The 23,422-nt window shown below is 70.5% G+C and carries 18 protein-coding genes; 11 read left to right on the top strand and 7 right to left on the bottom strand.

Annotated features, from left to right (window positions below; translation table 11 throughout):
- The first annotated feature begins 57 nt into the window (after positions 1-57).
- From NE235_RS27520 to NE235_RS27510, 3 genes are all read left to right on the top strand, one after another.
- On the top strand, positions 58-921 hold the full coding sequence (locus NE235_RS27520; RefSeq protein WP_252808093.1) for an alpha/beta hydrolase: 864 nt from the start codon (positions 58-60) through the stop codon (positions 919-921).
- A 274-nt stretch (positions 922-1,195) separates the two neighbouring features.
- A complete protein-coding gene (gene rsgA, locus NE235_RS27515; protein ID WP_252808090.1) occupies positions 1,196-2,293 on the top strand; it encodes a ribosome small subunit-dependent GTPase A in 1,098 nt (365 codons plus the stop codon).
- A gap of 56 nt (positions 2,294-2,349) precedes the next feature.
- Positions 2,350-2,862, top strand: coding sequence for a GNAT family N-acetyltransferase (locus NE235_RS27510; RefSeq protein WP_252808088.1), 513 nt, complete (start codon positions 2,350-2,352; stop codon positions 2,860-2,862).
- Positions 2,863-2,943: 81 nt separating this feature from the next.
- Here the strand turns inward: NE235_RS27510 and ggh are convergent, their stop codons facing one another.
- Together ggh and NE235_RS27500 are read right to left on the bottom strand one after the other, a co-directional pair.
- Positions 2,944-4,329 carry a glucosylglycerate hydrolase gene (gene ggh, locus NE235_RS27505; RefSeq protein WP_252808087.1) on the bottom strand — a complete coding sequence of 462 codons (1,386 nt, stop codon included), beginning with the start codon at positions 4,327-4,329 and terminating at the stop codon, positions 2,944-2,946.
- Positions 4,330-4,489: 160 nt separating this feature from the next.
- Entirely contained in the window at positions 4,490-5,683 is a 1,194-nt protein-coding gene (locus tag NE235_RS27500; protein WP_252808085.1) for an ROK family transcriptional regulator, read from the bottom strand.
- 144 nt (positions 5,684-5,827) lie between these two features.
- Here NE235_RS27500 and NE235_RS27495 point away from each other — a divergent pair, with 144 nt between their 5' ends.
- A complete protein-coding gene (locus NE235_RS27495; protein ID WP_252808083.1) occupies positions 5,828-6,631 on the top strand; it encodes a helix-turn-helix transcriptional regulator in 804 nt (267 codons plus the stop codon).
- A 133-nt stretch (positions 6,632-6,764) separates the two neighbouring features.
- Here NE235_RS27495 and NE235_RS27490 read toward each other — a convergent pair whose 3' ends face one another.
- Positions 6,765-7,859 carry a globin domain-containing protein gene (locus NE235_RS27490; RefSeq protein WP_252808081.1) on the bottom strand — a complete coding sequence of 365 codons (1,095 nt, stop codon included), beginning with the start codon at positions 7,857-7,859 and terminating at the stop codon, positions 6,765-6,767.
- A 474-nt stretch (positions 7,860-8,333) separates the two neighbouring features.
- On the opposite strand from NE235_RS27490, the gene NE235_RS27485 reads away from it, so the two are divergent.
- Positions 8,334-9,062 (top strand): gamma-glutamyl-gamma-aminobutyrate hydrolase family protein, encoded by a 729-nt coding sequence (locus NE235_RS27485; protein ID WP_252808079.1) that lies wholly within the window; start codon positions 8,334-8,336, stop codon positions 9,060-9,062.
- A 67-nt stretch (positions 9,063-9,129) separates the two neighbouring features.
- Positions 9,130-9,915, top strand: coding sequence for an enoyl-CoA hydratase/isomerase family protein (locus tag NE235_RS27480; RefSeq protein WP_252808076.1), 786 nt, complete (start codon positions 9,130-9,132; stop codon positions 9,913-9,915).
- A gap of 1 nt (position 9,916) precedes the next feature.
- Here NE235_RS27480 and NE235_RS27475 read toward each other — a convergent pair whose 3' ends face one another.
- A complete protein-coding gene (locus NE235_RS27475) occupies positions 9,917-10,570 on the bottom strand; it encodes a TetR family transcriptional regulator (RefSeq protein WP_252808074.1) in 654 nt (217 codons plus the stop codon).
- Between the two features lie 102 nt (positions 10,571-10,672).
- Here NE235_RS27475 and NE235_RS27470 point away from each other — a divergent pair, with 102 nt between their 5' ends.
- Positions 10,673-11,011 carry a hypothetical protein gene (locus NE235_RS27470; RefSeq protein ID WP_252808072.1) on the top strand — a complete coding sequence of 113 codons (339 nt, stop codon included), beginning with the start codon at positions 10,673-10,675 and terminating at the stop codon, positions 11,009-11,011.
- A 122-nt stretch (positions 11,012-11,133) separates the two neighbouring features.
- Here the strand turns inward: NE235_RS27470 and NE235_RS27465 are convergent, their stop codons facing one another.
- From NE235_RS27465 to NE235_RS27455, 3 genes are all read right to left on the bottom strand, one after another.
- A complete protein-coding gene (locus NE235_RS27465) occupies positions 11,134-13,554 on the bottom strand; it encodes a ricin-type beta-trefoil lectin domain protein (RefSeq protein WP_252808070.1) in 2,421 nt (806 codons plus the stop codon).
- 43 nt (positions 13,555-13,597) lie between these two features.
- Positions 13,598-16,006: a ricin-type beta-trefoil lectin domain protein gene (locus tag NE235_RS27460; protein ID WP_252808069.1), complete on the bottom strand. Its 2,409-nt coding sequence runs from the start codon at positions 16,004-16,006 to the stop codon at positions 13,598-13,600.
- A gap of 253 nt (positions 16,007-16,259) precedes the next feature.
- Positions 16,260-17,276: a LacI family DNA-binding transcriptional regulator gene (locus tag NE235_RS27455; RefSeq protein WP_252808068.1), complete on the bottom strand. Its 1,017-nt coding sequence runs from the start codon at positions 17,274-17,276 to the stop codon at positions 16,260-16,262.
- 448 nt (positions 17,277-17,724) lie between these two features.
- On the opposite strand from NE235_RS27455, the gene NE235_RS27450 reads away from it, so the two are divergent.
- The 4 genes from NE235_RS27450 to NE235_RS27435 all read left to right on the top strand — a co-directional run.
- The gene (locus NE235_RS27450; protein WP_252808066.1) at positions 17,725-19,254 is read left to right on the top strand and encodes an arabinofuranosidase catalytic domain-containing protein; all 1,530 of its coding nucleotides are present in this window, start codon (positions 17,725-17,727) and stop codon (positions 19,252-19,254) included.
- A gap of 176 nt (positions 19,255-19,430) precedes the next feature.
- A complete protein-coding gene (locus NE235_RS27445) occupies positions 19,431-20,933 on the top strand; it encodes an arabinofuranosidase catalytic domain-containing protein (protein WP_252808064.1) in 1,503 nt (500 codons plus the stop codon).
- A gap of 236 nt (positions 20,934-21,169) precedes the next feature.
- Positions 21,170-23,149, top strand: coding sequence for an alpha-L-fucosidase (locus NE235_RS27440; protein ID WP_252808062.1), 1,980 nt, complete (start codon positions 21,170-21,172; stop codon positions 23,147-23,149).
- Between the two features lie 93 nt (positions 23,150-23,242).
- On the top strand, positions 23,243-23,422 hold a 180-nt coding region (locus NE235_RS27435; protein WP_252808060.1), incomplete at its 3' end, for an arabinofuranosidase catalytic domain-containing protein.

The following is a 23,422-nucleotide window of genomic DNA, read 5'->3' as shown; positions in this document are numbered from 1 at the left end:
CGTCTCTTGACGCTCGGTGCGGATCTTGCGTTGAATACGGGCCGGGGAGGAGATCCTTTGATCACATCGATCGTCACCGGACCCGACACCTCCGACACCGTTCTCACCGCGATGAGCCGTATCAGCGCGGGCTCGCTGCTGCCCCCGGGCGCCGACATCGCCGAGCCGTTCGAGCTGCCCGTGCCGGGCCGCTGGGCGAACGCCTCGGACCGGAAGCCGCAGGAGGCGGGCGTCGTGCTGTACGTGCACGGCGGCGGGTTCGCGCAGAGCAACCCCGAGTTCGAGCACCCGCTGGCCTACCGCCTGTCGGAGGCGTCCGGCCGCCCGGCGTTCAACGTGGACTACTCGCTGGCTCCCGAGCATCCCTTCCCGGCCGCGCACGACGAGGTGGTCGCCGCGTACCGGGCGCTGCTGGCGGAGGGCGTGCCGGCCGAGCGGACGGTCCTGTTCGGCGAGTCGGCGGGCGCGACGATCGCCCTGGAAGTCCTGCTCACGCTGCGCGCGGAGGGCGTGCCGCTCCCCGGCGCGGTCGTGCCGGTCTCCCCGATCACGGACCTCACGTTGACGAGCCCGTCGATCGACGCCCCGGCGGGCCGGGACGGCATCGGCAGAGGGGCCCTCGAATACATCGTCGGCCAGTACCTCGGCGGGTGGCCGAACGACCGGGTGCCGCAGTCGCCCATCCACGGCGACCTGGCGGGTCTGCCGCGCATGCTCCTGGTCGTCGGCGGCGACGAGGCCCTGCTGGACGACTCCCGGCGCTACGCCGAGGCGGCGGCCGAGGCGGGCGTCGAGGTCACGCTGGACGTCTACGAGGGCATGCCGCACGCGTTCCACGTCGTGATCCTGTCGGACCCGCGGCCTCCGGTGGCCGCCACCTTCCTGGAGCGCCTGTCCGCCTGGCTGGGTGAGGACCGGTAGCCGGACGGATCCACCGGCATGGAGGCGTGGCATGGCCCGAGGTGGTAGGGTGCCCCGATATCGACGACGTCGATAGGTGATGCGGATCGAGGATGAGAGGGAGGTGAGGTTGATGACCGCGAAGGTGACCGCCGTCGTGCGCGGCGTTCGAACCAACCTCATTTCCCGGATCTCGGCCGGCCTGAGCTGAGTCGATCCGCCTGCGGGATCGTTCATCCCTCAGCGGGTTCCTTCTCGTGTCCGCCGGGGTCCCTTACCGCAAGGGTCTCCTTCGTTGTCTTCAACATTCCCTGATCCGGTCTCGCCCTCGCCCGAAGACGTCCTGCGCGCCTACGGGTGGGGTGAGGCGGATGAGAACACCTTCACCGCTCATCGCTCCGCCGGCCTGTCGCCTGGCCGCGTCGCCCGTGTCGACCGTGGCCACGTCACCGTCGTCACGGCGAACGGCTGGGTGCGCGCCGTCTGGTCCGCGCCCGCCGGGGCGCCGCCGGCCGCGTCCCCCTGCACGGGTGACTGGGCAGCGGTGCGGCTCGGCGCACGACCGGAACTGGCGGCGTTGCTGCCCCGGCGGACCGCGATAGTGCGGTCCTCGGCGTCCCGCACCTCCCATGCCCAGGTCCTCGCCGCGAACGTCGATACGGTCGTGGTCGTCGTGTCGCTCGCCGCCTCCGCGCCTGCGGGCCGGATCGAGCGCATGCTCGCCCTGGCCTGGGAGAGCGGCGCCGTCCCGGTCATCGTCCTGACCAACGCCGACCGGCCGGAGCGGCCCATCACCGTGGTGCGGGACGAGGTCGCCGCACTCGCACCCGGAGTCGACACCCTGCCGGTCAGCTCCGTCACCGGCGAGGGCATGGACGTTCTCACGGCGAGCCTCACGGGCACGATCGTGCTGCTGGGGCCGTCCGGCGCAGGCAAGTCCACCCTGGGCAACGCCCTGCTCGGTGCCGATCTGCTGGCGACCGGTGAGGTCCGGGCGCGCGATGGCAAGGGCCGCCACACCACGGTCCACCGCGAACTGATCCGACTGCCGGGCGGTGGTGTCCTCATCGACACCCCGGGCCTGCGCGCCGTCGGCCTGCACGACAGCCGAAGCGGTATCGAGCAGGTCTTCGCCGAGATCGAGGACCTTGCCGCCGACTGCCGGTTCTCCGACTGTGGTCACGTGAGTGAACCCGGCTGTGCGGTGCGCGCAGCGATCACCGCGGGCGACTTGCCACAGCGGCGCCTGGACAGCTACCGCAAGCTGCTCCGTGAGTCCGACTGGGCCGCCTCTCGCGAGGATGCGCGCCTGCGCACCGAGCGCGACAACCAGCGAAAGGCCATCAGTCGTCACCTGCGCGCGACCTACCGGTTCCGGAACCGGCAGTCATGACCGCTCACCCATCTCCCGGCATACATCCGCACACCGATGAGAGAACTCACGTCGACATGACCACCTGGATCACCCGTCTCGAGACCGGCCGCCAAGACCGTTCCGCGATCCGAGAGATCAATCTCGCGGCGTTTCCCACCGCGATGGAGGCCGACCTCGTCGACGCGCTGCGCGAGGACCCGGATGCGTGGCTGTCCTGGGGCTCCTGGATCGCCGCGACCGCCGACGGCACGGCGGCCGGCTTCGCACTCCTGACCCGCTGCCACGTCGACGACGTTCCGGCCCTCGCGCTCGGGCCGTGCGCCGTGCCTCCGGAACGTCAGCGCATGGGCGCGGGCTCGGCGGCGATCCGCGCGGCGCTCGACGCGGCCCGTACGGCGGGCGAGGATCTCGTCCTCGTCCTCGGCCACGCCTCGTACTATCCCAGGTTCGGTTTCACCCCGGCCGTCCGTTACGGCATCCGCCCGCCCTTCGAGGTACCGGATGAGAACATGATGGCCCTGACCTTCGATCCTGGCCGTCCCATCCCGACCGGCACCATCCGCTACGCCGCAGCGTTCGGCGTCTGACACGGCCGGCACCACCCCACCGCCTGCGGGCGAGCGATCCACCGCTCGCCCGCAGGCGGCGGTGCCGGTCTCATCGGCCGATCACCCGAGCCCGTGGCAGGCCAGGTCGAGGGCGACCGCGGCGGTCCAGGACTGGGGTCTGCTGCCGAGCGGGTGCGCGGTGAAGGGCTGGTAGTACTCGGCGAACACGCCGTCGGTGAGCTGGTGCAGCGCGGCCTCGCGCAGCCGGTCGGCGGCGTCGTGTTCGCCGGAGCGCTCCAGGCCCCAGATGAGCAGCAGGTTCATCGGCGGCCACTGGGGGCCCCGCCAATACCGCGCGACGTCGAACTCGGACGCCTGTGGGCTGGTGCTGGGCGGCAGGGGATAGGCGAGGTCCGGGTTGCCGCACCAGGCCGGGGAGTGCAGCAGCGCGACGAGGCGGCGCCGGCGGTCCGCATCCAGACCGCCGGCCAGGAGCGGCGCGAACCCGGCGAGGGTCTTCGTGCGCAGTGTCGTGTCCGTGCGCAGGTCCACGTCGGCGGCGAACCCGTCCTCGTCTGTCGTGCCGAGGACGCCGCGGCGGAAGCGCGCGGCGTAGCCGAGCAGCTCGTCGCCGGCGCCGAGGCCGAGCGCTTCGCCGACGCGGGCGAGGTCCTCGTTCGCGGCCGCGAAGATCGCGCTGGCGAAGACGTCGGCGACCCGGAAGCTGAGGGACTTGCGGGCCAGCTCGTCGTCGTAGCGCGCCTGCCGCAGCTCCTCGATCAGCCACTGGTACTTGACGTAGTCCGCGTCGGTCGGGCGCTGCGCCTGCTCGCCGAGGGCCGCCAGGTCGGACCGGCGGAACGGCCGGAAGTCCGGGTCGGGGACGACGTCGGCGTACGGCTGGTCCCAACGGGGGGAGTTGTCCATCCCGCTCTCCCAGCCGTGGTAGATCATCAGCAGGCCGCGGCCGTCGGCGTCGCGTCGCTCCGCCAGGTAGCGGTGCCAGGCGAGCATCCGCGGCCACAGGGCGCGGATCCTTGCGAGGACGTCGCGTCGTTCGGCGGCGCCGGCGCCGCGCGCCGCCTCGAGGATCCGGAGCAGGGCGGAGGCGTGCACCGGCGGCTGGATCAGGCCGCTGGTCGCCGCGTGGCCGGGGGCGTGCGGGGAGGTCTCCTGCGACGCCCAGCGGTCCGGGCCGGGCTCGTACAGCGGGGCGTTCGCGGAGAAGACGATGTGCGGGACCATGCCGTTGCCCCACTGGGCGGCGAGCAGCGTCTCGAGCTCCGTCAGCGCCCGGCTCGGTGAGATCCGCGCCAGCCCGACCGCGATGAACGCCGCGTCCCAGCTCCACATGTGCGGGTAGAGCCGGGGCGCGGCCACCGTGAGCGAGCCGCGGTCGTTCGCCCGCAGCACCTCGGCGGCCTGCGCGGCGATCTCCGCGCGGCTCAGTCTGCGGACCACCCAGAGCCGGCGGTGGTCGGGGCCCGGTCTGTCACTGTCGGCCATTTCGTCTTCCCCACACCCAAAACTTAGTCCGCGATGAAGGCGACTTAGTCCACGATCGCGGACATAGTCGCACAGCCTGATCCTGCGCCCCTCATCCGGGCATGACAAGTGGCCCGCGTGTAACCGCTGTGTAACTTCGGTAACCGCGCCGAAACGCGGCTCAGCACCCGGCGCGCAGCGACTCGGCCGCGGCGATCCGGGCGTCGACCGCCTCGGAGGAGAAGACCCGGTCGACGACCATCGAGGCGGCCCCGACCACGCCGGCGCGTCCGCCGACGCGGCCCTCGCCGATGTGCAGTCCCCGCGTCGAGCGGTACTGCACGCCACGGAAGACGACCTCGCGGATTTCGCCCACCAGGTGCTCACCCGCTCCCGCGAGCGATCCGGCGACGATGAGCGAGCCGGGATTCACGACGCTCACGACCACGGCCAGGACCTCGCCGAGCGTGCGCCCGGCCTCCCTCGTGAGGCGAACCGCCTCCGGGTGCCCGGCCAGCGCGAGACGGGCGACGTCGGAGGCGTCGCGGACCGACGGGTCGCAGGCGGCGAGCCGGCGGGCGAGCGCCGCGCCGCTCGCCACGGCCGCGAGGCAGCCGCGCGATCCGCAGGAGCAGGCCACGTCCTCCCGGCCGGGAACCCGGACGTGGCCGATCTCGCCCGCCGCCCCGCCGACACCGCGCAGCACCCGGCCGTCCTCGACGATCCCGGCGCCGATGCCGGTCGCGACCTTGACGAGCAGGACCGGGGGCGCGCCCGGGCCCGCGGCGGTGTACTCGCCGAGCGCCATGACGTTCGCGTCGTTGTCCAGCATGATCGGGCCGGGGAACTCCGCGGCCAGCGCGGCCGGGATGTCGTACCGCTCCCATCCGGGGGCGATCGGCGTCTGGACCGTACGGCCGGTGTGAACGTCCACCGGGGTCGGCAGGCCGACGCCGACCCCGCAGACCTCGGCGACCGAACGGCCGCAGCCGGCGAGGAGCTCCCTGAACCGGGACGTCACCCAGGCGATGGCCTTCTCCGGGCCCTCGGCGCTGAGCGTCCGCCCGGTCGTCTCGCCCAGCGCGCGGCCGGCGAGGTCCGTGACCGCGACCCGGCCATGCGTCGCCCCGAGGTCGGCCGCGAGCACCACGGCCGACCCCTCGTCGATCTCCAGGAGACTGGGGCGGCGGCCTCCGGTCGAGGCGTCGGGGCCGCCCTCGCGCACATAGCCGGCGTTGACCAGCTGGTCGACGCGCTGCGCGACCGTGGACCGGGACAATCCGGTCAGCTCCATGAGGTCGCGGCGGGTGCGCGCCGCGCCGGACCGGATGAACTGCAGGAGGTGGCCGGCCGAGGGCGCGCTGACATTCGGCATGCCTCGACCTCCTCTTCCCTCCGGCCCGATTCTTCCACGAGGCGCCGTCCGGCCGTGCCGCGCGGCGATGGCGGGCGCGTCATCGTGCCGGCTACCTCACAGGTAATGGCCGCGTGCGCGCACGGCCGATAGCGTCTGCTGACCATGGTCACCACAACACCCACCCGTCCCGTCGGCGACCTGCTGCGCGACTGGCGCCGCCGCCGACGGCTCAGCCAGCTCGAACTGGCCCTCGACGCCGATGTCTCCACCCGTCACCTCAGCTTCGTCGAGACGGGACGTTCCCAGCCGAGCCGCGGGATGCTCCTGCGGCTGGCCGAGCGGCTCGACGTGCCCCTGCGCGAGCGCAACGACCTGCTGATCGCGGCCGGATACGCGCCGGTGTACTCGCAGCGGTCGATCGACGCCCCGGAGATGGGCCCGGCCCGGCAGGCCCTGAACCGGGTCCTGGACGGCCATGAGCCATACCCCGCCCTCGTGGTCGACCGGTTCTGGAACCTGGTGATGGCCAACAACGCCGCCATGCTGTTCCTGGAGGGCGTGCCCGACGAACTGGTCCGCCCGCCGGTCAACGTCCACCGGCTCGCCCTGCACCCCGACGGCCTGGCGTCCCGCGTGGTGAACCTGCCGGAGGTGCGGGCGCACCTGGTCGCCCGGATGGCGCGTCAGGTCGCGCTCACCGGAGACCCCGAGCTGGCCGCGCTGCACGAGGAGACCAGGGCGTACGGCCCGGACGTCGACGAGGAGGCGGCCCACCAGGCGGCCCACGACATCGCGCTGCCCACGATCCTGCGGTACGGCGGCGAGGTGCTCAGCTTCTTCAGCACGGTGACGACGTTCGGCGCGGCCGCGGACGTCACCCTGGCCGAGCTCGCCGTCGAGGCGTTCTTCCCCGCCGACGACGAGACGGCCGCCGTGCTCCGCCGGCGTGCGGAGACGGGGGAGTAGGGGCCGCGCCCACCGGCCTCTCCGCCGCGCCCGGCCGCCCTTCCGCCGCGCCCACTCACCGCACCGGCCTCGCCCGCCGCCGCACCCGCCTGCCGCGCCGCCCGCCTGCCCGCCGCGCCCGGCCGCCGTGGCGTCAGCGGTCGGCGGGGTCGTAGTGGATCCGCTCGGTGGGGACGCCGAGCTCCTGCAGGTTCATGACCGTCCGGGAGACCATCCCGGGCGGCCCCGCGACGTACACGTCATGGCCGGTCCAGTCTTGGAACCGGTCCAGGACGTCGGACACCGGCCCCCGCACGCCGCCGAAGGCGGGCCCCTCCGAGACGACCGGAACGACGTGGAACCGTGGCCGGGCCTCCGCGAGCGCGCGGAGCGCCCGCAGGTCGTACAGGTCAGCGGGGGTGCGAGCCCCGAACAGCAGGTGGACGTCGCGGTCCTCCCGGGTCCGCAGGGCCTCCTCCGCCAGTGCTTTGAGGGGGCCCAGCCCGGTGCCGCCCGCCACGCACAGGACGTCACGGCCGGACTCGGCGTCGAGGACCATGCCGCCGGAGGCGCGCCCCAGCAGGAGGGCGTCGCCGGCGCGGGTGTGGCGGACGAGCGCGCCGCTGACCCAGCCGGCGGGCAGCGCCCGTACGTGGAAGCGCAGCAGCCCGTCCTCCGCGGGGGCGTTGGCGATCGAGTACGTGCGCCACACCCGGGGCCAGCGGGCGGTCTGCACGGAGACGTACTGCCCGGCGCGGTAGGGCAGTGGCTCGTTCGGCCGTACGGTCAGCACCGCGATGTCCGGAGTGCGGCGGTCGTGCTCGACGACCTCGCCGACCCACCAGGGCGGCGCCTGTGCGGCGTCATCTTCGGCGGCCTGGATCATGATCGCGGCGGCGGTGTCGAACATCGTCGTCCAGGCCGCCTCCATCTCCGCCGTCCAGGACTCGCCGGCGTACGCGCGGAGGGTGGCCAGGGTCGCCCGGCCCATCGCGTCGTAGTGGGCCGGAGCGATCCCGAACTTGCGGTGCTCCCGGCCGAGCCGGGAGAGGAGACGCGTGAAGGTCTCTGGGTTGTCCGAACTTGCGGTGATTTGCGAAAGCGCGTCGGACATCCGGCGGCGCTGTGCGGCCATGCTGGAGGGGAAGAAGGTGCGCAGCCGAGGGTTCTCCGCGAAGAGGCGCCCATAGAAATAGGCGATGCTCTTTTCGGCGTGTGGCTCGATGAGTGCGTAGATTTCCTTGATCACCCCAGGTTTCAGTGATTCGACCGTTTCCACTGTTCATTCCCGTCGCTCGTTCCGTGCTGCCCCGTACCGCGAGTTTCGCATCTCACCAGGGACACCATCAACCGGTTGGAGGGATCGAATTCTGAGATGTACGAAGAGTAGTCGACTGCGAATTTCGCGGGATCGGAGAGTGAATGTCGTTGAGTCTCGGATACTGATCGGTATCAAAATGGTCCTGGTGTGCGCCTGGTCGCTTACGGGAAACGGTAGAAGAAATATCTACAGGTTTGAAAGAACCTCTACTGCGGATCGCCCTCGCGTACGCGAAGATGTTCCCGCGACTCCGGGTGCATCGGGGCGTACGGGGCGAGAGCGCCAGGGGTCGAAGAGCCCCGGCGCGCGCGACACCCCGCGCGCGGCGTCGCCGGGTCCGGCATGCGCCATGATGGCCCGGACCATGGGACACGGCCGCAGGACTTCGGGAGGAGGCTCTGGATGGCAGGGTCGACGTACGGCGCGGGGCCCGCCCTCATCGGCATCACCACCGACCTGGAGCCCGCCCGCTGGAGCGACTGGGTGCGAGAGGCGGCCCTGCTCCCCGTCTCCTACCTTCGCGCGATCGAGCGCGTCCGTGCCGTGCCCGTGCTCATCCCCCCGTCGATGCGCGCCGCCGTGGCCGTGCACGTCGAGCGCATCGACGGTCTGGTCGTGGCGGGCGGCGCCGACCTCGACCCGAGCCTGTACGGCGAGCCGCCGCACGAACGGACCGGCCCGCCGCAGCCGCAGCGGGACGGCTTCGAACTGGCGCTGCTGCGCGCGGCGATCGACGCGGACCTGCCCTTCCTGGCCATCGGGCGCGGCATGCAGGCCCTCAACCTCCTCCGGGAGGGCAGCCTGATCCAGCACCTCCCCGACGTCGTCGGCGGGGACGCCCACGCCCCCGCCTCCGGCTGGACCGGCCGGCACCGGGTGCAGCTCAGCGCCTCCAGCGCCCTCGGCCGGATCCTCGGCGAGCAGGTGGAGGTGCCGACCCGCCACCACCAGGCCGTCAAGCGCCTGGGCAAGGGCCTGGTCGCGGTCGGCTGGGCCGAGGACCAGGTCGTCGAGGCGGTGGAGTTGCAGGGGCACCGGTTCGGCGTCGGCGTGCAGTGGCATCCCGAAGAGGGCGAGGACCCGCGCCTGTTCGAGGCGCTGGTCCGCGCGGCCTCCGGCGCCCGTATCTGAGCGGGTCCCGGCCGCGGCCGGAGATCTTCTGGATAGGCTCGGGCCACCCGGAGCGGAGGTCGGAGCGATGGACTACGGAGCGTACGAGCGGCTGCGGATCGACTGGGCGCGCGAGGGCGTCCTCCGCGTGACGATCAGTGCCCCCGAGCGGCTCAACGCGGTGGACGCGACCGGCCACCGGGAGCTCGCGCAGATCTGGCGGGACGCCGACGCCGACGACGAGGTGCGCGCCGTCCTCGTCCGCGGTGAGGGCACCGCGTTCTCCGCCGGCGGCGACCTCGCGATGATCGAGGAGATGATGGCGGACTACGACGTCCGCTCCCGCGTCCTGCGCGAGGCGCGTGACATCGTCTACAACATCATCAACTGCGGCAAGCCGGTTGTCAGCGCCATCCAGGGGCCGGCCGTCGGCGCGGGCCTGGCGGTGGCACTGCTCGCGGACATCTCGGTCGCGGGCCGGACCGCCAGGATCATCGACGGCCACACGCGGCTCGGCGTCGCCGCCGGCGACCACGCCGCCGTGGTCTGGCCGCTGCTGTGCGGCATGGCCAAGGCGAAGTATCACCTCCTGCTCTGCGAGCCGCTCAGCGGCGCGGAGGCCGAGCGCATCGGCCTGGTCAGCGTCTGCGTCGACGACGACGCCGTGCACGACAAGGCCCTCGAGATCGCCGGGCGGCTGGCCGACGGCGCCGCCCAGGCCATCGCGTTCACGAAGTACGCCCTCAACAACTGGCTGCGGACGGCCGGTCCCGCCTTCGACGCGTCACTGGCCCTGGAGTTCTACGGCTTCGCGGGCCCGGACCTGCGCGAGGGCGTCCAGGCCCTGCGGGAGAAGCGCCCGCCCAGCTTCTGACCTACGACGAGGAGAGCGGCGGGGAGTAGTCCGCAGGGGAAGCGGCGGCCGGAGAGGAGGCGGCCGGCGGGCCGGCGGCGTCCGAGGCCGCGTCGGGCACGCGCAGATAGCGCGCGACCAGCCGCGCCAGCCGCCCGGCGACCACCTCCGCCGGGTCCGTGGGCAGCATCACGTGGCTCATCGTCAGGCGGATGACCGCGTCGGCGATCTCGGCCACCTCGGCCGCGTCGAGCTCCGGCCACTGGCGTACGGCATGGTCGACGATGCGCTCACGCGCCGCGAACAGCACCGGCTCGGCGTGCGTGGTCATCAGGGGCAGCAGATCCTCGCTGCCCTCCCCGGTCAGCGTGGCCTTCTTGAGCGGGTCGTCCGCGGCGGTCCGCAGCGTGTACGACACGGCGGCCGCCACCGCGGAGTACAGGTCGGCGTGGTCGGACAACGCCGCGTCCACGCCGTCGAGGTAGCGCTCGTTCTCCCGGAGGTTCAGCGCCTGCGCCAGCCCCCACTTGTCGCCGAACTCGTTGTAGACCGTCTGCCGGCTGACCCCCACCGCGTCCGCGACGTCCTGCATCCGCACGCGCCGGAACCCGCGTTCGATGATCAGGCCGGCGGCGGCGTCGAGCAGGTCTTCGCGGAGTCGGCGATGTGGCTGCATGCCTCCAGATTCCCAGAGAGACGGCGGTGCGGGAACATTCGTGTCATCCGGCCGGCGGGGCGGTGCGTCCTTTCTTCCGTGGTGACGATGAGAAGAGACGTGATGAAGGTGTGGCCTCCGGGCAAGCCCACCGGCCCGGCCGTACGGCCCACGGCGCGTCATCACCGGCCCGACCTCGCGGGCTGGGCGATCCGTGACGAGAAACCGCTGGTCGAGACAAGGTTCGGTGGCGACCGGGAGCTTTATCGCGCCTGGCGGGACCGTCTCTGGCGGGAGATGTACGACGCCGTGCACGAATCGCGGCCGGTACGCAGGACCGTCGAGGATGAGGAAATTGTCGTGATGAAGGCATTCGGTGGCGACTGGGCGCAGTACCGTGTCTGTCGGGACCGGCTGCAAGAAGAGCTGTGGCAGATCATGAAGGTCACCGACCCGCGCTGAGAAAGCGCCTCACGGACCGCCGCGTGGCCGGGGTCATCCCCCCGATCCCCGGCCACGCGGCCCTCAGCGCGAAATCCGCCGCCCTTTTCGTTCTCCGGCGTGTCCCCGCGTCGCCCCGGTCGTCAGTTCCGGGTCCACCTCTGGCCGTTTCCGCCGTTGCAGGTGTCCAGGATCAGCAGAGTGCCGTTGGCGGTTCCGGAGCCGTTCGGGCTCAGGCACAGGCCGGACTGCACGCCGGTGATCGTGCCACTGGAGTTCACGTTCCACTGCTGGTTGGCGCCGCTGTTGCAGTCCCAGATGATCACCTTGGTGCCGGGGGTGGTGCCCTGCCCGTTGGCGTCCAGGCACTTCGAGCCGTACACCTGCAGTTGCTTCGACGAGGTGAGCGTCCACTGCTGGTTCGTCCCGCCGTTGCAGTCCCACAGCTCCACCTGCGTGCCGTTGGTCTGGGAGACGTTCGGCACGTCGAGGCACCGGCCGGACGCGGCATTGGTCAGCGCGGACGTCGTTCCGCCGGTGCCGCCGCCGGAGCCCGGAGTGATCTTCAGGTTGTCGAACTGGGCGGTCTCACCCTGGCCTGTCCCCAGACCGGCCTGGCCGGCTCCGTAGGCCGAGTCGCTCACCGAGCCGACGGTGGTGCCGTCGACGGCGGCGGTGATCGTGCCGCCGGAGAAGTCGAGGGCGAGGGTGTGCCACCGGTTCGTGCCGAGCCCGGAGGTCGTGCCGCTGCGCAGCGTCGTCCACTGGGCGCTCGTGTTGGAACGCAGGATCGACCAGGCGCCGGTGTCGCTGACCCGGAAGTAGTACGCGTTCAGCCCGTTCGGGTCGCCGGTGCTCTGCGCACCGGCGCGGCCGATGACCTCGGCGTACCCGGACTTCTCCAGCAGCACGTCGGAGGAGACGGTGTAGTTGTTCCAGTTGGTGTTGCCCAGCAGCGCGTACGGGTCGGAGATCGGCTTCCACCCGATCGCGGCCTGCGTGCTCGCCTGGCGGACGCACATGCCCGAACGGCCGCCGCCGCAGGCGCTCGTCTCGAACGCCCCCTGCATGTCCATGAGGTACTTCGCCTCGTGCCCGGCGGCGTAAGAGTCGAAGTCGTCGCCGTACGGCAGGTTCAGCGCGCCCTGGGACGGGCTGGTGGCGGTGCCCTTGCCCTGACCGGTCGTGGTCGTGACGGTGTAGAGGTAACCGGGCTGGACGGTCAGGGAGAAGTTCCCGCCGGACGGGGTGATGTCGGTGGAGTGCACGAACTGGTCCGCCGGATTGCCGGAGTTCACGTTGGTGGCCCAGACGTGCACCGTGCCGGTGGACAGGCCGCCGGTGACGCTGAAGTTCAGGGTCTGGGCGCCGGTGGCGTCCATCGTCTCGATGATGGTGCTGTAGTCGGTGTTGTTCGTCGACTTCAGCGACACGTAGCTGCCGTTGTTCCGGTTGCCGCCGAGGTAGCCGCTGGAGGCGTCCAGGTACCTCCACCCCGGGGCGGTGAACTGGGTGGTGTGCGCCAGCGCCCAGGTGTCCTTGCCGACCGCGTAGTAACCCGACCAGGGCTGGTTCGCCAGGATCAGGCCCACGGTCGGCCACGGGATGTTCGGCGTGACGGAGGCGATGAGGTCCCAGTTGAGGTAGGCGGTCATCTTCCCGTCGATGTAGGCCCGGTTGACGCCCCGCGCCAGCGGCGCGGCGCCGCCGTTGTAGTCCTGCGACCCGTTCTCGCTCGACCACAGCACCTTGCCGGAGTTGATGAAGTTGGACGGCACCGAGCAGGAGGTCTGCGCGCTCAGGTACCCGCACGGGTAGTGCCCGCTCAGCACGTCGACGTCGTTGCGGAAGGTGGCGTTGCTCGCGACCTGGTCGGCTCCGACCCAGGCACCCGGGTACTGGTCACCGACGATGATCTTGATGCTGCCGTAACCGGCCGAGTTCAGCGCGTTGCGGAGGTTGATCGTCCAGTTGACGTCCCACAGCTTCTCGTTCTGCGCGGCCGTGAGGTAGTCGATCGACAGGTTGTGCTGCTTGGCGCAGCCCAGCCACGACACCAGATAGTTGATCATGTCGGTGGACAGGAACGTGCCGTTGCCGATCCACCCCGGGGCGCCCCAGGCCAGCCCGACCAGCTTGATGTTCGGGTTGCGCGCCTTGGCCTGCTCCATGATCCACCACTCGTAGCCGCGGTCGCAGTTCAGGTCGCCGCGGGAGTGGGCGTGGCTGGGCTCGGCGCCGCTGGTGGAGTTGGTGTCACCGCCGATCTCGGCCTTGAGGATCTGCAGGGAGGCGCCGTAGCCCGGCTTGAACAGGTAGTCGAGGATCTGGCCGCGCTGCGGCTCGGGATAGTCGATCAGCAGCCGGCTGTTGCCGCCACCGCCGCTGACCGCGCCGACGCCGTCGAACGTCCGGCCGCCCGACGCGCCGTTGATGGTGATCGAGGTGGCCGCCCGGGCCGGCGTCGCCGTGGTGCCCACGACGCCGCTCATGGCCAGGACGACGCCGACGGCCACGATCACCGAGATCCTTAGCCGCCGGAGCAACCGGCTGATTCCTGACATGGGGTTCGTCCCTTTCGGAGGTCGGGGATGGGGACTCGGCCGATCAGCTGCGCGCCCACTTCTGGTTACCGCCGCCGTTGCAGGTCCAGATCTCCACGGCGGTGCCGTTGGCGGTGCCCTGGCCGGTGACGTCCAGGCACAGTCCCGAGCCGACTCCCACGACGGTGCCGTCGGAGTTCAGCCGCCACTGCTGGTTCGTCCCGCCGTTGCAGGTCCAGATCTCCACCCGGGTGCCCGGGCCGGTGGCGTTGCCCGGTACGTCGAGGCACTTGGAGCCGTACACGGTCAGTTCGCTGCTCGCGTTCAGGGTCCACTGCTGGGCCGCGCCGCCGTCGCAGTCGAAGATCTGCAGGAAGGTGCCGTCGCTCCGGCTTCCGTTCGGCACGTCCAGGCACCGACCGGATCCGACCCCGCGCAGCACGCCCGTGGCGGGCGGACCGCCGTCGCCGCCGTTGCCGGGCCGGATCCCCGCCACCGAGATCACCGACTGCGCGCCCGACGGCCAGGCGCCGTTGCTCACCTGGGTGTTGCCGGACACCGTGTTGCCGTGGTCGCCGTTGAAGATGTCCGTGCCGCCGCCGCTGTACCAGTTGCCGGTGAGGGTCAGCGCGCCGGTGTTGTTACCGCCGTTGTAGTTGGCGATGGACCAGTTGCCGCCGATCGAGGAGAACACGTTCCCGGTGGCGGTGAAGCCGCGTGAGCCCTCGTCGAAGTACAGGCCGTGGCCGCCGGCCGTACGCAGGCAGTGGTTGCCGCTGATGACCGCGCCGGGGTTCGCCGAGAGCGTGTACACGCATCCGCCGTCGTTCATCTGCTGCATGATGTCGTGCACGTAGTTGCCGGTGACCTGGTTGCCGGACGCGGTCGTGGCCGTGCCGTAACGCGGCTGGTAGTCGTACAGGCCCCGGTTGGCGTAGTCGTTGCTGCCGCCGGCGTCGTTCGCGCCCCAGCCATAGCCGACGGAGATGCCGGAGTACGGCATGGCGTAGACCTCGTTGTGAGTGATCACGGCGTTCGTGACGTACGTGGGCAGGAACGACGTGATCCCGCGGTAGTCCAGGCCGATGTCGTGCACGAGGTTGTCACTGATCGTGATGTTCCTGTTCACCATCCGGGGGTCGCCGGGGTGGTGCGCGTCGGCCTGCACGCCACCCGCGACGATGGCGCCGGCGGCGTCGCCGGTGAAGACCGATCCGCTCACGGTGATCGAGCTCGCGCCGAGACCGACACCACTGGCGTGGGCGTCGGCGTCGTTCCCGATGCCCACCGCGGTCTGGCCCAGGTCGACGAACCGGTCGCCGCTGAAGGTGATGCCACGCGCCGCCGAGATCTGGACCGCGGCGGGCATCTGGTTCCAGTGCGGCCGGGTCGCCTCGAACTGCGTGCAGCCGGAGGTGCAGGAGCCGTACGCGGGCCAGGACCAGTTCCCGGCGACGTACGCGCCGGTCTGCTGGTCGGCGTAGCCCTGGCCGCTGCTCGGGCCCAGCCAGCTCGTCCCGCTGAAGGTGATGCCGGAGAAGGCGAGATCGTGCGCGGGCGAGTCGTAGGTGCCGCCGACGTCCAGCAGGGACTGGATCAGCGGAAGCTCCACGTCGGCGCTGCTCATGCTCTGCCCGGAGCGCGGGATGTAGTACAGGGTGCCGGTCGCGGTATTGAGGTACCACTCGCCGGGTGAGTCGAGGAACTCGTAGGCGTTCTCCAGGTACAGCGGACCCGCCCGGAACGGGCTGTTCAGCGTGTCGTAGCCGAAGGCGTTGTTGTTCCACGCCGGCTGCCGCATCGCCAGGACGTTCCCGCCGATGCTCTGCACGGGGGAGTACCGGTCGGTGAACGAGTCCACGCTCTCGACCTCGACGCGATCCTGGTTCGCGAGGTTGTTGAGGTAACTCAAGGCGCCGTTGGAGAACCGCATGCCGGTGGCGGTGAAGGCGAAGTCCGCCCGGTTGACGCCGGTGCGCGCCCGCGTGGCCGGAGCGCCGTCGACGTACAGCTGCCGGGTGTCGATCCCGGTCCCGACGTTCGCCTTCCAGATGTTCTTCGAGGAGTCGGCCAGGCTCCACCCGGTCACCGCCTTCGCGCCGCTGATCACCGGGTGCGCCGACGGCGCGGCCTGCCAGCGGACGGTGTGGCCGTTCGTCCCGGAGTCGGCGGCCGCGAACCGCAACGGCGTGGTCTGCCGGTAGACGCCGTCGGCGAGTTGCACGACGACGTCACCGGACATCCCGCCGTTCATCGACCGCACCGCCGCCTGCGCGCCCGCCAGTGAGCACGGCTGCGCGGCGGTACAGGCGCTCCCGTCACCCGAGGGCGAGGCGTAGATCGTCGAGGTGGCCGCCGAGGCGGAGCCCGCCGGGGAGATCAGGACCGATGCCGCGGCGAGTCCGACGACGACGGCGGCGGCTCGGACCGCGACCGCCGGCCTGCGGCGGCCTAACGAGCGTACGGAAGACATGACGCGATGCCTCTCGGGACGGGAACGGCATTGCACTGGCCTCAGCGGCCGGCCTGTCGAATCGATTCGCCTGGAGCCGGGTTCGAGCGGATGTTATGACCGGTGATCAAGCGGGTCAATGCCTTTCATGGCTGCTTTCGAATCGGTTCGCACCGATGCGGCATGGTCCCGGCACGCGGAGCGCGGGCCTCGCGGGACGCGAGCCCGGGGCGCCGTGCCCCGTGGGTCGCGCCGTGCGTCGCGCGCCGGGCGCTCAGCGCGGCGCGGGCACCGGCCCGGTGCTGTTCCGCAGCGAGATCGGCGGCACGAACAGATGCCGCCTGGGCGGTGCGTCCGGCTCGGTGATGCGCTCGACGAGGAAGTCGACGGCGGTCGCGCCCATGTCGACCGCGGGCACATCGGCCGCGGTGAGCTGAGGATGGAACTGCTCGGCCCGGTGCCGCGCGGTGACGCCGGCGATGGAGAACCGCCCCGGGACGTCCAGCCCGGCACTCTCGAGCGCCCGCTGGACGCCGGGCAGCGCCGCCTCGTTGATCGTCGCGATCGCGGTGACCTCGGGGTGGGCGCTCAGGATTCCCTGGACGCACGCCTCACCGGCCGCCACGTCATCGGCGCAGCCGACCTCCACCCCTTCGACGCCGCGGCGGGTGACGGCGTCGGCGAAGCCCTCCTTGGCCCGGTGCGCGGGGCCGTGACCGGAGGCGAGGAGCTCGGCCGAGCGGTTGACCAGGGCGATGTGGCGATGCCCGAGATCGGCCAGGTGGTCCACGCACCGGCCGATGAGCGCCGCGTAGTCCACGTCGACCCAGGACATCCCCTGCGGCCGGGCGGTACGGCCGATGGTCACGAACGGCAGCCGCAGACCCTGCAGTCGCCTGACGCGGGTGTCGTCCAGGCGGATCTCCATGAGAATGACGCCGTCCACCCGGCGCCCGCCGACGATCCGCTCGAAGGAACGGTCGTGGTCGTCGCCGGAGGGGGAGAGCAGGAGGTCGAGGTCCGCGCGGTCGGTGGCCTCCACGACGCCGGCGACGAACTCCAGTTGTGCCGGCGTCAGCCGTCGCCGGGGCGGCGGGACGACCAGCCCGAGCGTTCGCGTGCGTCCCTCCTTCAGCGCCCGCGCGGCGGCGTTCGGCCGGTAGCCCAGCTCGTCGATGACCGCCTGGATGCGCTGCCGCGTCGCCTCGGACACGGAGCGCTTGCCGCTGAGCGCATACGACACGGTGCTGCGCGAAACCCCGGACCGGCGGGCGATCTCGCCGATGTTCATCGAGCTCCTTCGCGGCGCCGACCCGGCCGGCGCGGGCCGCCCGGCCGGCTTCTCGATGGGTGAGAGAGTGATCAGTCGAATCGTTTCGCTGAATTCCGGGGAGTGTAGTCATCCCGCTCGCGGGCGGGCAATCGTGCCCGCCCGGGCCGCGACCGGAAGCTCTTCGCCGGCCGTGCGGCCGGGACGATTCCACGGGCGTGAGAGCACGGGCCGGTGAAAGCGCATGAAAGACCGGCAGGTGCCGCTCGCCCCGCCTGACCTCCCGAGCAGGGCGAACTCCACCCGCGGGACGCTGTCGCCGACGGCCCGCGGCCGGACGTTGACCTCCCCGGACCCCGGTCCTAGCATCCCGGCGACTCGGTCGAATCGATTCGACTCCGGGCCATCGGTTGAGAAGCGTCGCGGCGGCTGACGGGACCCCGCAGTCGCAGGATGACGGAGGTTCGTCATGTTCCCAGTTCTCAGACGCCTGCCCCGGGCGGGCCGCCTGCTGGCCGCCTGCCTGCTGGCCCTGGCAGCGGCCGTACTCGCCCTCGGCGCCCAGGCCGCCGTCAACCCTGCCTCCGCGGCGTCGCTCCCGTGCGACATCTACGCCGCCGGGGGGACGCCCTGCGTCGCCGCGCACAGTACGACCCGCGCGCTGCTCGCCTCCTACAACGGGCCGCTGTACCAGATACAGCGCAAATCCGATCAGAAGTATCTCGACATCGGCCTGCTCTCCGCGGGCGGGTACGTGGACGCGGCGCCGCAGGTGTCGTTCTGCGCGGGCACGTCCTGCACGATCACGAAGATCTATGACCAGACCGCGAACCACAACGACCTGCCGATCTCCTGGGGCGGTCTCTGGAAGGGCCCTGGCCCCAACGGGGCGGACATCGGAGCGGACGCCATGGCACTCCCGATCACCGTGGCCGGCCACCCGGCGTACGGGATCAAGTCCACGCCCGGCACCGGCTACCGCGTCGACCACGCCAAGGGCGTGCCCACCGGGGCGCAGCCGGAGGGCATCTACATGGTGACGTCGTCGAACTACGTGAACCAGTGGTGCTGCTTCGACTACGGCAGCGGCGAGAACTCCCACACCGACACCGGTAACGCCACCATGAACGCGATCTACTGGGGAACCGCGTGCTGGTTCGGCGGGTGCACCGGGAGTGGCCCCTGGGTGGAGGCCGACCTGGAGAACGGCATGTACCACACCGGCAGCGGGTCCAATAAGGATCCGAACAACAGCGGGGTGCATTTCCCATTCGTCAGCGCGTGGGAGAAGAACAACGGCACCAGTAACTTCACCCTGAAATACGGAAACGCCACCAGCGGCGGCCTGACGATGCCGTACTCGGGCCCCCTGCCGAACGGCTACTCACCGATGCGCACCGACAGTTCGCTGCTGCTGGGCACCGGCGGCGACAACAGTAACAGCGGCCAGGGCGAGTTCTTCGAGGGCGCCATCACCAGCGGCTATCCGTCGGATGCGACGGAGAACGCGGTGCAGGCGAGTATCACGGCGGCGGGGTACGGCTCGGGTGGTGGGACTGGTGGTGGTTTCCCGGGTGGTTATCACCCGTTGGTGGTCGGCAACGACGGGTTGTGTCTTGATGTGTTCGGGAACACGAGTGCTGCGGGGGCGGCGATCGATCAGTGGTCGTGTAATGGTCAGTCGAATCAGCAGTTCCAGTTCGTGGCGGGGTCGAACGGTTATGGGGAGCTGCAGGCGCAGAATTCTGGTCTGGTGGTCGGGGTTTCGGGTGGTTCGACGGCGCAGGGGAGTCCGGACATCGTGCAGCAGGCGCGTAGTGGGGCGGCGAGCACGATGTGGAAGCCGGTGCAGCAGTCGGATGGTTCGTGGTCGTTCCAGAATCAGAACAGTGGGTTGTGTCTGGACGTCTATGGCGCCGGGAGTAATCAGGGTCAGCAGTTGGATCAGTGGCCGTGTAAGAACGCGGCCGGTACCAACCAGGACTTCATCCCCCGCTGACCACCCGGCCTGATCCGGGTCCTGCCCGCCGGCGGCGGGCGCCGCCCTCATCTGGATGTCATCGGCGGGAGACGGCCAGGTGAGGCGTGCCCGTCGCCGGCCACCTTAGGAGCGAAACAGTGCAGATCTCGTCCCTTCTCCGCATCGGCCGTGCGGCGCGCCGACGGCGGTCGCCAATGGCCGCGGCCGCGCGCGTGGTCGCGGCGCTGGCCCTGCTGATCACCGTCGTGTCGTCCTGGTCGGCGCCCGCGTCGGCGGCCGGCACCGGGCCGTGCGACATCTACGCCTCGGGCGGTACGCCCTGTATCGCCGCGCACAGCACGGTGCGCGCCCTGTACGGCTCCTACGAAGGGAGCCTCTACCAGGTACGACGCTCGTCCGACAACACGACCAGGAACATCGGAATGCTGAGCGCGGGCGGCCACGCGGACGCCGCCGCCCAGGACTCCTTCTGCGCCGGCACCACCTGCGTCATCACCGTCGTCTACGACCAATCCGGGCACGGCAACGACCTGTGGTACCAGGGGTCGAGCGTCGTGCCCGGGTCGAGCCAGAGCAGCCCCGCGAAGGCGACGACGGAATCGCTCGCGGTCGGCGGTGACAAGGCCTACTCGCTCTACATCAACCCCGGTAACAGTTATTGGCGGGACGGCCATCTGACGGGCGTCCCGACCGGCACCGGGCCCGAGGGCATGTACATGGTGACCAGCGGCACCCACGTCAACGGCGGCTGCTGCTTCGACTACGGCAACAGCGAGACCACGCGGAAGGCCGACGCCGCCGGCGCGATGGACGCGATCAACTTCAGCACGTCCTGCTGGTTCGGCGGTTGTTCCGGATCCGGCCCCTGGGTCCAGGCGGACCTGGAATGGGGGCTCTACCCCGGAGGGAGCCAGTCCTGGAACCCGAACCAGCGGGCCTTCACCAATCGGTACGTCACGGCGATGCTGAAGAACAACGGCACCACACGGTTCGCGATCAAAGGCGGCAGCGCGCAGTCCGGCGGCCTCACCACTCTCTGGGACGGCGGTCTCCCGAGCGGATACAACCCCATGAAGAAACAGGGGGCCATCGTTCTCGGCAGCGGCGGTGACTGCTGCAAGCCGGGCGGTGGCGCCAATCTCAGCGCCGGGACCTTCTACGAGGGCGCCATGGTCGCCGGTTATCCGTCGGACGCGACGGAGAACGCGGTCCAGGCGAACCTCGTCGCCGCCGGCTACGGCACATCCTCCGGCGATTCCGGCGCTTTCCCGGGTGGTTATCACTCGTTGGTGGTCGGCAACGACGGGTTGTGTCTTGATGTGTTCGGGAACACGAGTGCTGCGGGGGCGGCGATCGATCAGTGGTCGTGTAATGGTCAGTCGAATCAGCAGTTCCAGTTCGTGGCGGGGTCGAACGGTTATGGGGAGCTGCAGGCGCAGAACTCTGGTCTGGTGGTCGGGGTTTCGGGTGGTTCGACGGCGCAGGGGAGTCCGGACATCGTGCAGCAGGCGCGTAGTGGGGCGGCGAGCACGATGTGGAAGCCGGTGCAGCAGTCGGATGGTTCGTGGTCGTTCCAGAACCAGAACAGTGGGTTGTGCCTGGACGTCTATGGCGCCGGGAGTAATCAGGGTCAGCAGTTGGATCAGTGGCCGTGTAAGAACGCGGCCGGCACCAACCAGGACTTCATCCCCCGCTGACCACCTCGCCCCGTTCCCGGCGGGCCGTGCGGCACCGCGTCGGCTTTCACTGATTTTCATCCGCGCCCTCAGCTCGCGGGCCGCTGCCAGCGCGGCGGCGGCCCGCCGGCGCGCGCCTTGCCGGATGCCTTGACTCCGCCGCTCCGGCCCGGATACTCCCGGCTGAACCCAACAATTCAATATTTCGCACCACGTTCGAGATATCGAACATTTCTCCCACCGGAAGGTCCCCCGCCATGTCCGCGTACCAGTTCCAGATGAGCCGCAGACATCTGCTCACCACGGCCGGCGCGACCATCGCCGCCGGTCTGCTGGGCTTCCGTACCGCCGGAGCCACCGCCGGTCCGAGCAGTTACACGGCGAGCTGGTCGTCGGTCGATCAGCACCCGCCGGCGCCCGAGTGGTACCAGGACGCCAAGTTCGGCATCTACTACCACTGGGGCGTGTTCAGCGTCCCCGCGTTCGGTAACGAGTGGTACCCGCGGAACATGTACATCGGCGGCTCGGCCGAGAACAACCACCACAAGAGCGTGTACGGCGACCCGTCCGCGTGGCCGTACCACAATTTCATCAACGGCGCCCGCGACAAGGCCGGGAACTGGGTGCAGTTCGCGCCGAAGCTGAAGTCGGCGGGCGGCAACTGGGACCCGAACGCGTGGGCGCAGTTGTTCGCCGACGCGGGCGCGAAGTTCGCGGGGCCGGTCGCCGAGCACCACGACGGCTATTCGATGTGGAACAGCGGCGCGAACGAATGGAACTCCGTCGCCACCGGTCCCCGGCTCGACCTGCTGCGGCAGCACGCCGACGCGATCCGGTCGAAGGGCCTGAAGCTGTACGTGTCGCTGCACCACGCGTACCACTTCAACGGCTACTACGACCACGTCCCGGCGCAGTCCACGACCACCCTCAAGAAGCTGTACGGCCAGCTCGGCACGGCCGCCGAGAACCAGCTCTGGTACGACAAGCTCAAGGAGGTCATCGACGGTTACCAGCCCGACATCATCTACCAGGACTTCGACCTGCACCTGGTCCAGGAGACGCTGCGCCTGCAATTCCTCGCGTACTACTACAACCAGGCGGTCGCCTGGAACAAGGACGTCGTGGCCACCTACAAGGACGGCTTCGACAACAAGGGCGAGGTCTACGACTTCGAACGCGGCGGGCCGGGCGGCATCCAGACCCCGTACTGGCAGACCGACGACAGCGTCTCCAGCTCCAGCTGGTGCTACACCGCCGGCATCGGCTACTACTCGACCAAGGCCATGACGCACGCGCTGATCGACCGGGTCAGTAAGAACGGCACCATGGTCCTCAACATCGCCCCGATGGCCGACGGCACCATCCCGTCGGGACAGCAGGCCATCCTGCAGGGGATGGGGGACTACCTCAAGCGGTTCGGCGAGTCCATCTACGCCACCCGCGCCTGGACCTCCTTCGGCGAGGGCCCGACGCAGATGGGCGGTGGCTCCTTCACCACTCCGCGGGAGGGCACCGCCCAGGACATCCGGTTCACCCGCAGCAAGGACAACACGGTGCTGTACGCCACCGTGCTCGGCTGGCCCGGGAGCACGCTGACCATCACGACCCTGAGCTCGGGCCGGATCAACCTGAGCACCCTCACGTCGGTACGGCTGCTCGACCAGACCGCCGGCTCGTACGTCGACCTGCCGACCCGCAGTCAGGACGGCGCCGGACTGCACATCTCCATGCCCTCGTCCGGCGCCCCCTTCAGCGCCCTTGCGTATGTCGTCAAGCTGACCTTCTCCGGCCAGATCCCCGCTCTGGGCGGCGGGGGCACCGCCACCGGCTGGGTGAGGATCGCGAACGTGACCAGCGGGCTCGTCCTCGACAGCGGCGGCAACGTGTCATCCGGGTCGGTGCTCAAGCAGTGGAACTACGACGGATCCACCAACCTGCAGTGGCAGCTGGTCGACCTGGGCACCGGCTACTACCGCATCGTCAACCGCACCAACGGCATGGTGGCCGACAGCTGGGGCAACACCGCCAACGGCGCGAGCTGCCTGCAGGCGGCCTGGAACGGCGGCAACAACCAGCAGTGGCGGCTGAACGACGTCGGCAACGGCCGATACCAGATCATCAACCGCGGCACCGGCACCGCCCTGGACGGCGCGGGCAGCACGACGGCCGGCGCGACAACCGTGCTGTGGACGCCGAACTCCAGCACCAACAACCAGTGGACCATCACCGGAGTCTGAACGCCCCGGCCGTACGGCCCGCCGGGACACGGGGTCCCGCGCACCCGGTTCCTGACCGCACCACCCGCATCCGCGATGACGGAGGTCCTTTCGATGTCCCCATTCCCCATCCGCCTGCGCAGGGCGCGACCGGTCGCCGCGTCCCTGACGGCCGTGGCGGCGACCGTGCTCGCCCTCGGCACGTCGGCGGTGACCAGTCCCGCGTCGGCGGCGTCGCTGCCGTGTGACATCTACGCGAGCGGCGGCACGCCCTGCGTCGCGGCGCACAGCACG

Origin of the sequence: Actinoallomurus spadix (assembly GCF_024055725.1) — a bacterium.
Taxonomy (GTDB): Bacteria; Actinomycetota; Actinomycetes; order Streptosporangiales; family Streptosporangiaceae; genus Actinoallomurus; species Actinoallomurus spadix.
This window is presented reverse-complemented; position numbering and strand designations above follow the sequence as displayed.

Bases quoted from the DNA above. Each gene is read 5' to 3' on its own strand.
- NE235_RS27510 (WP_252808088.1), top strand. From the start codon at position 2,350: ATGACCACCTGGATCACCCGTCTCGAGACCGGCCGCCAAGACCGTTCC.
- ggh (WP_252808087.1), bottom strand. From the start codon at position 4,329: ATGGCCGACAGTGACAGACCGGGCCCCGACCACCGCCGGCTCTGGGTG.
- NE235_RS27500 (WP_252808085.1), bottom strand. From the start codon at position 5,683: ATGCCGAATGTCAGCGCGCCCTCGGCCGGCCACCTCCTGCAGTTCATC.
- NE235_RS27495 (WP_252808083.1), top strand. From the start codon at position 5,828: ATGGTCACCACAACACCCACCCGTCCCGTCGGCGACCTGCTGCGCGAC.
- NE235_RS27485 (WP_252808079.1), top strand. From the start codon at position 8,334: ATGGCAGGGTCGACGTACGGCGCGGGGCCCGCCCTCATCGGCATCACC.
- NE235_RS27480 (WP_252808076.1), top strand. From the start codon at position 9,130: ATGGACTACGGAGCGTACGAGCGGCTGCGGATCGACTGGGCGCGCGAG.
- NE235_RS27475 (WP_252808074.1), bottom strand. From the start codon at position 10,570: ATGCAGCCACATCGCCGACTCCGCGAAGACCTGCTCGACGCCGCCGCC.
- NE235_RS27470 (WP_252808072.1), top strand. From the start codon at position 10,673: ATGAAGGTGTGGCCTCCGGGCAAGCCCACCGGCCCGGCCGTACGGCCC.
- NE235_RS27465 (WP_252808070.1), bottom strand. From the start codon at position 13,554: ATGTCAGGAATCAGCCGGTTGCTCCGGCGGCTAAGGATCTCGGTGATC.
- NE235_RS27460 (WP_252808069.1), bottom strand. From the start codon at position 16,006: ATGTCTTCCGTACGCTCGTTAGGCCGCCGCAGGCCGGCGGTCGCGGTC.
- NE235_RS27455 (WP_252808068.1), bottom strand. From the start codon at position 17,276: ATGAACATCGGCGAGATCGCCCGCCGGTCCGGGGTTTCGCGCAGCACC.
- NE235_RS27450 (WP_252808066.1), top strand. From the start codon at position 17,725: ATGTTCCCAGTTCTCAGACGCCTGCCCCGGGCGGGCCGCCTGCTGGCC.
- NE235_RS27445 (WP_252808064.1), top strand. From the start codon at position 19,431: ATGGCCGCGGCCGCGCGCGTGGTCGCGGCGCTGGCCCTGCTGATCACC.
- NE235_RS27440 (WP_252808062.1), top strand. From the start codon at position 21,170: ATGTCCGCGTACCAGTTCCAGATGAGCCGCAGACATCTGCTCACCACG.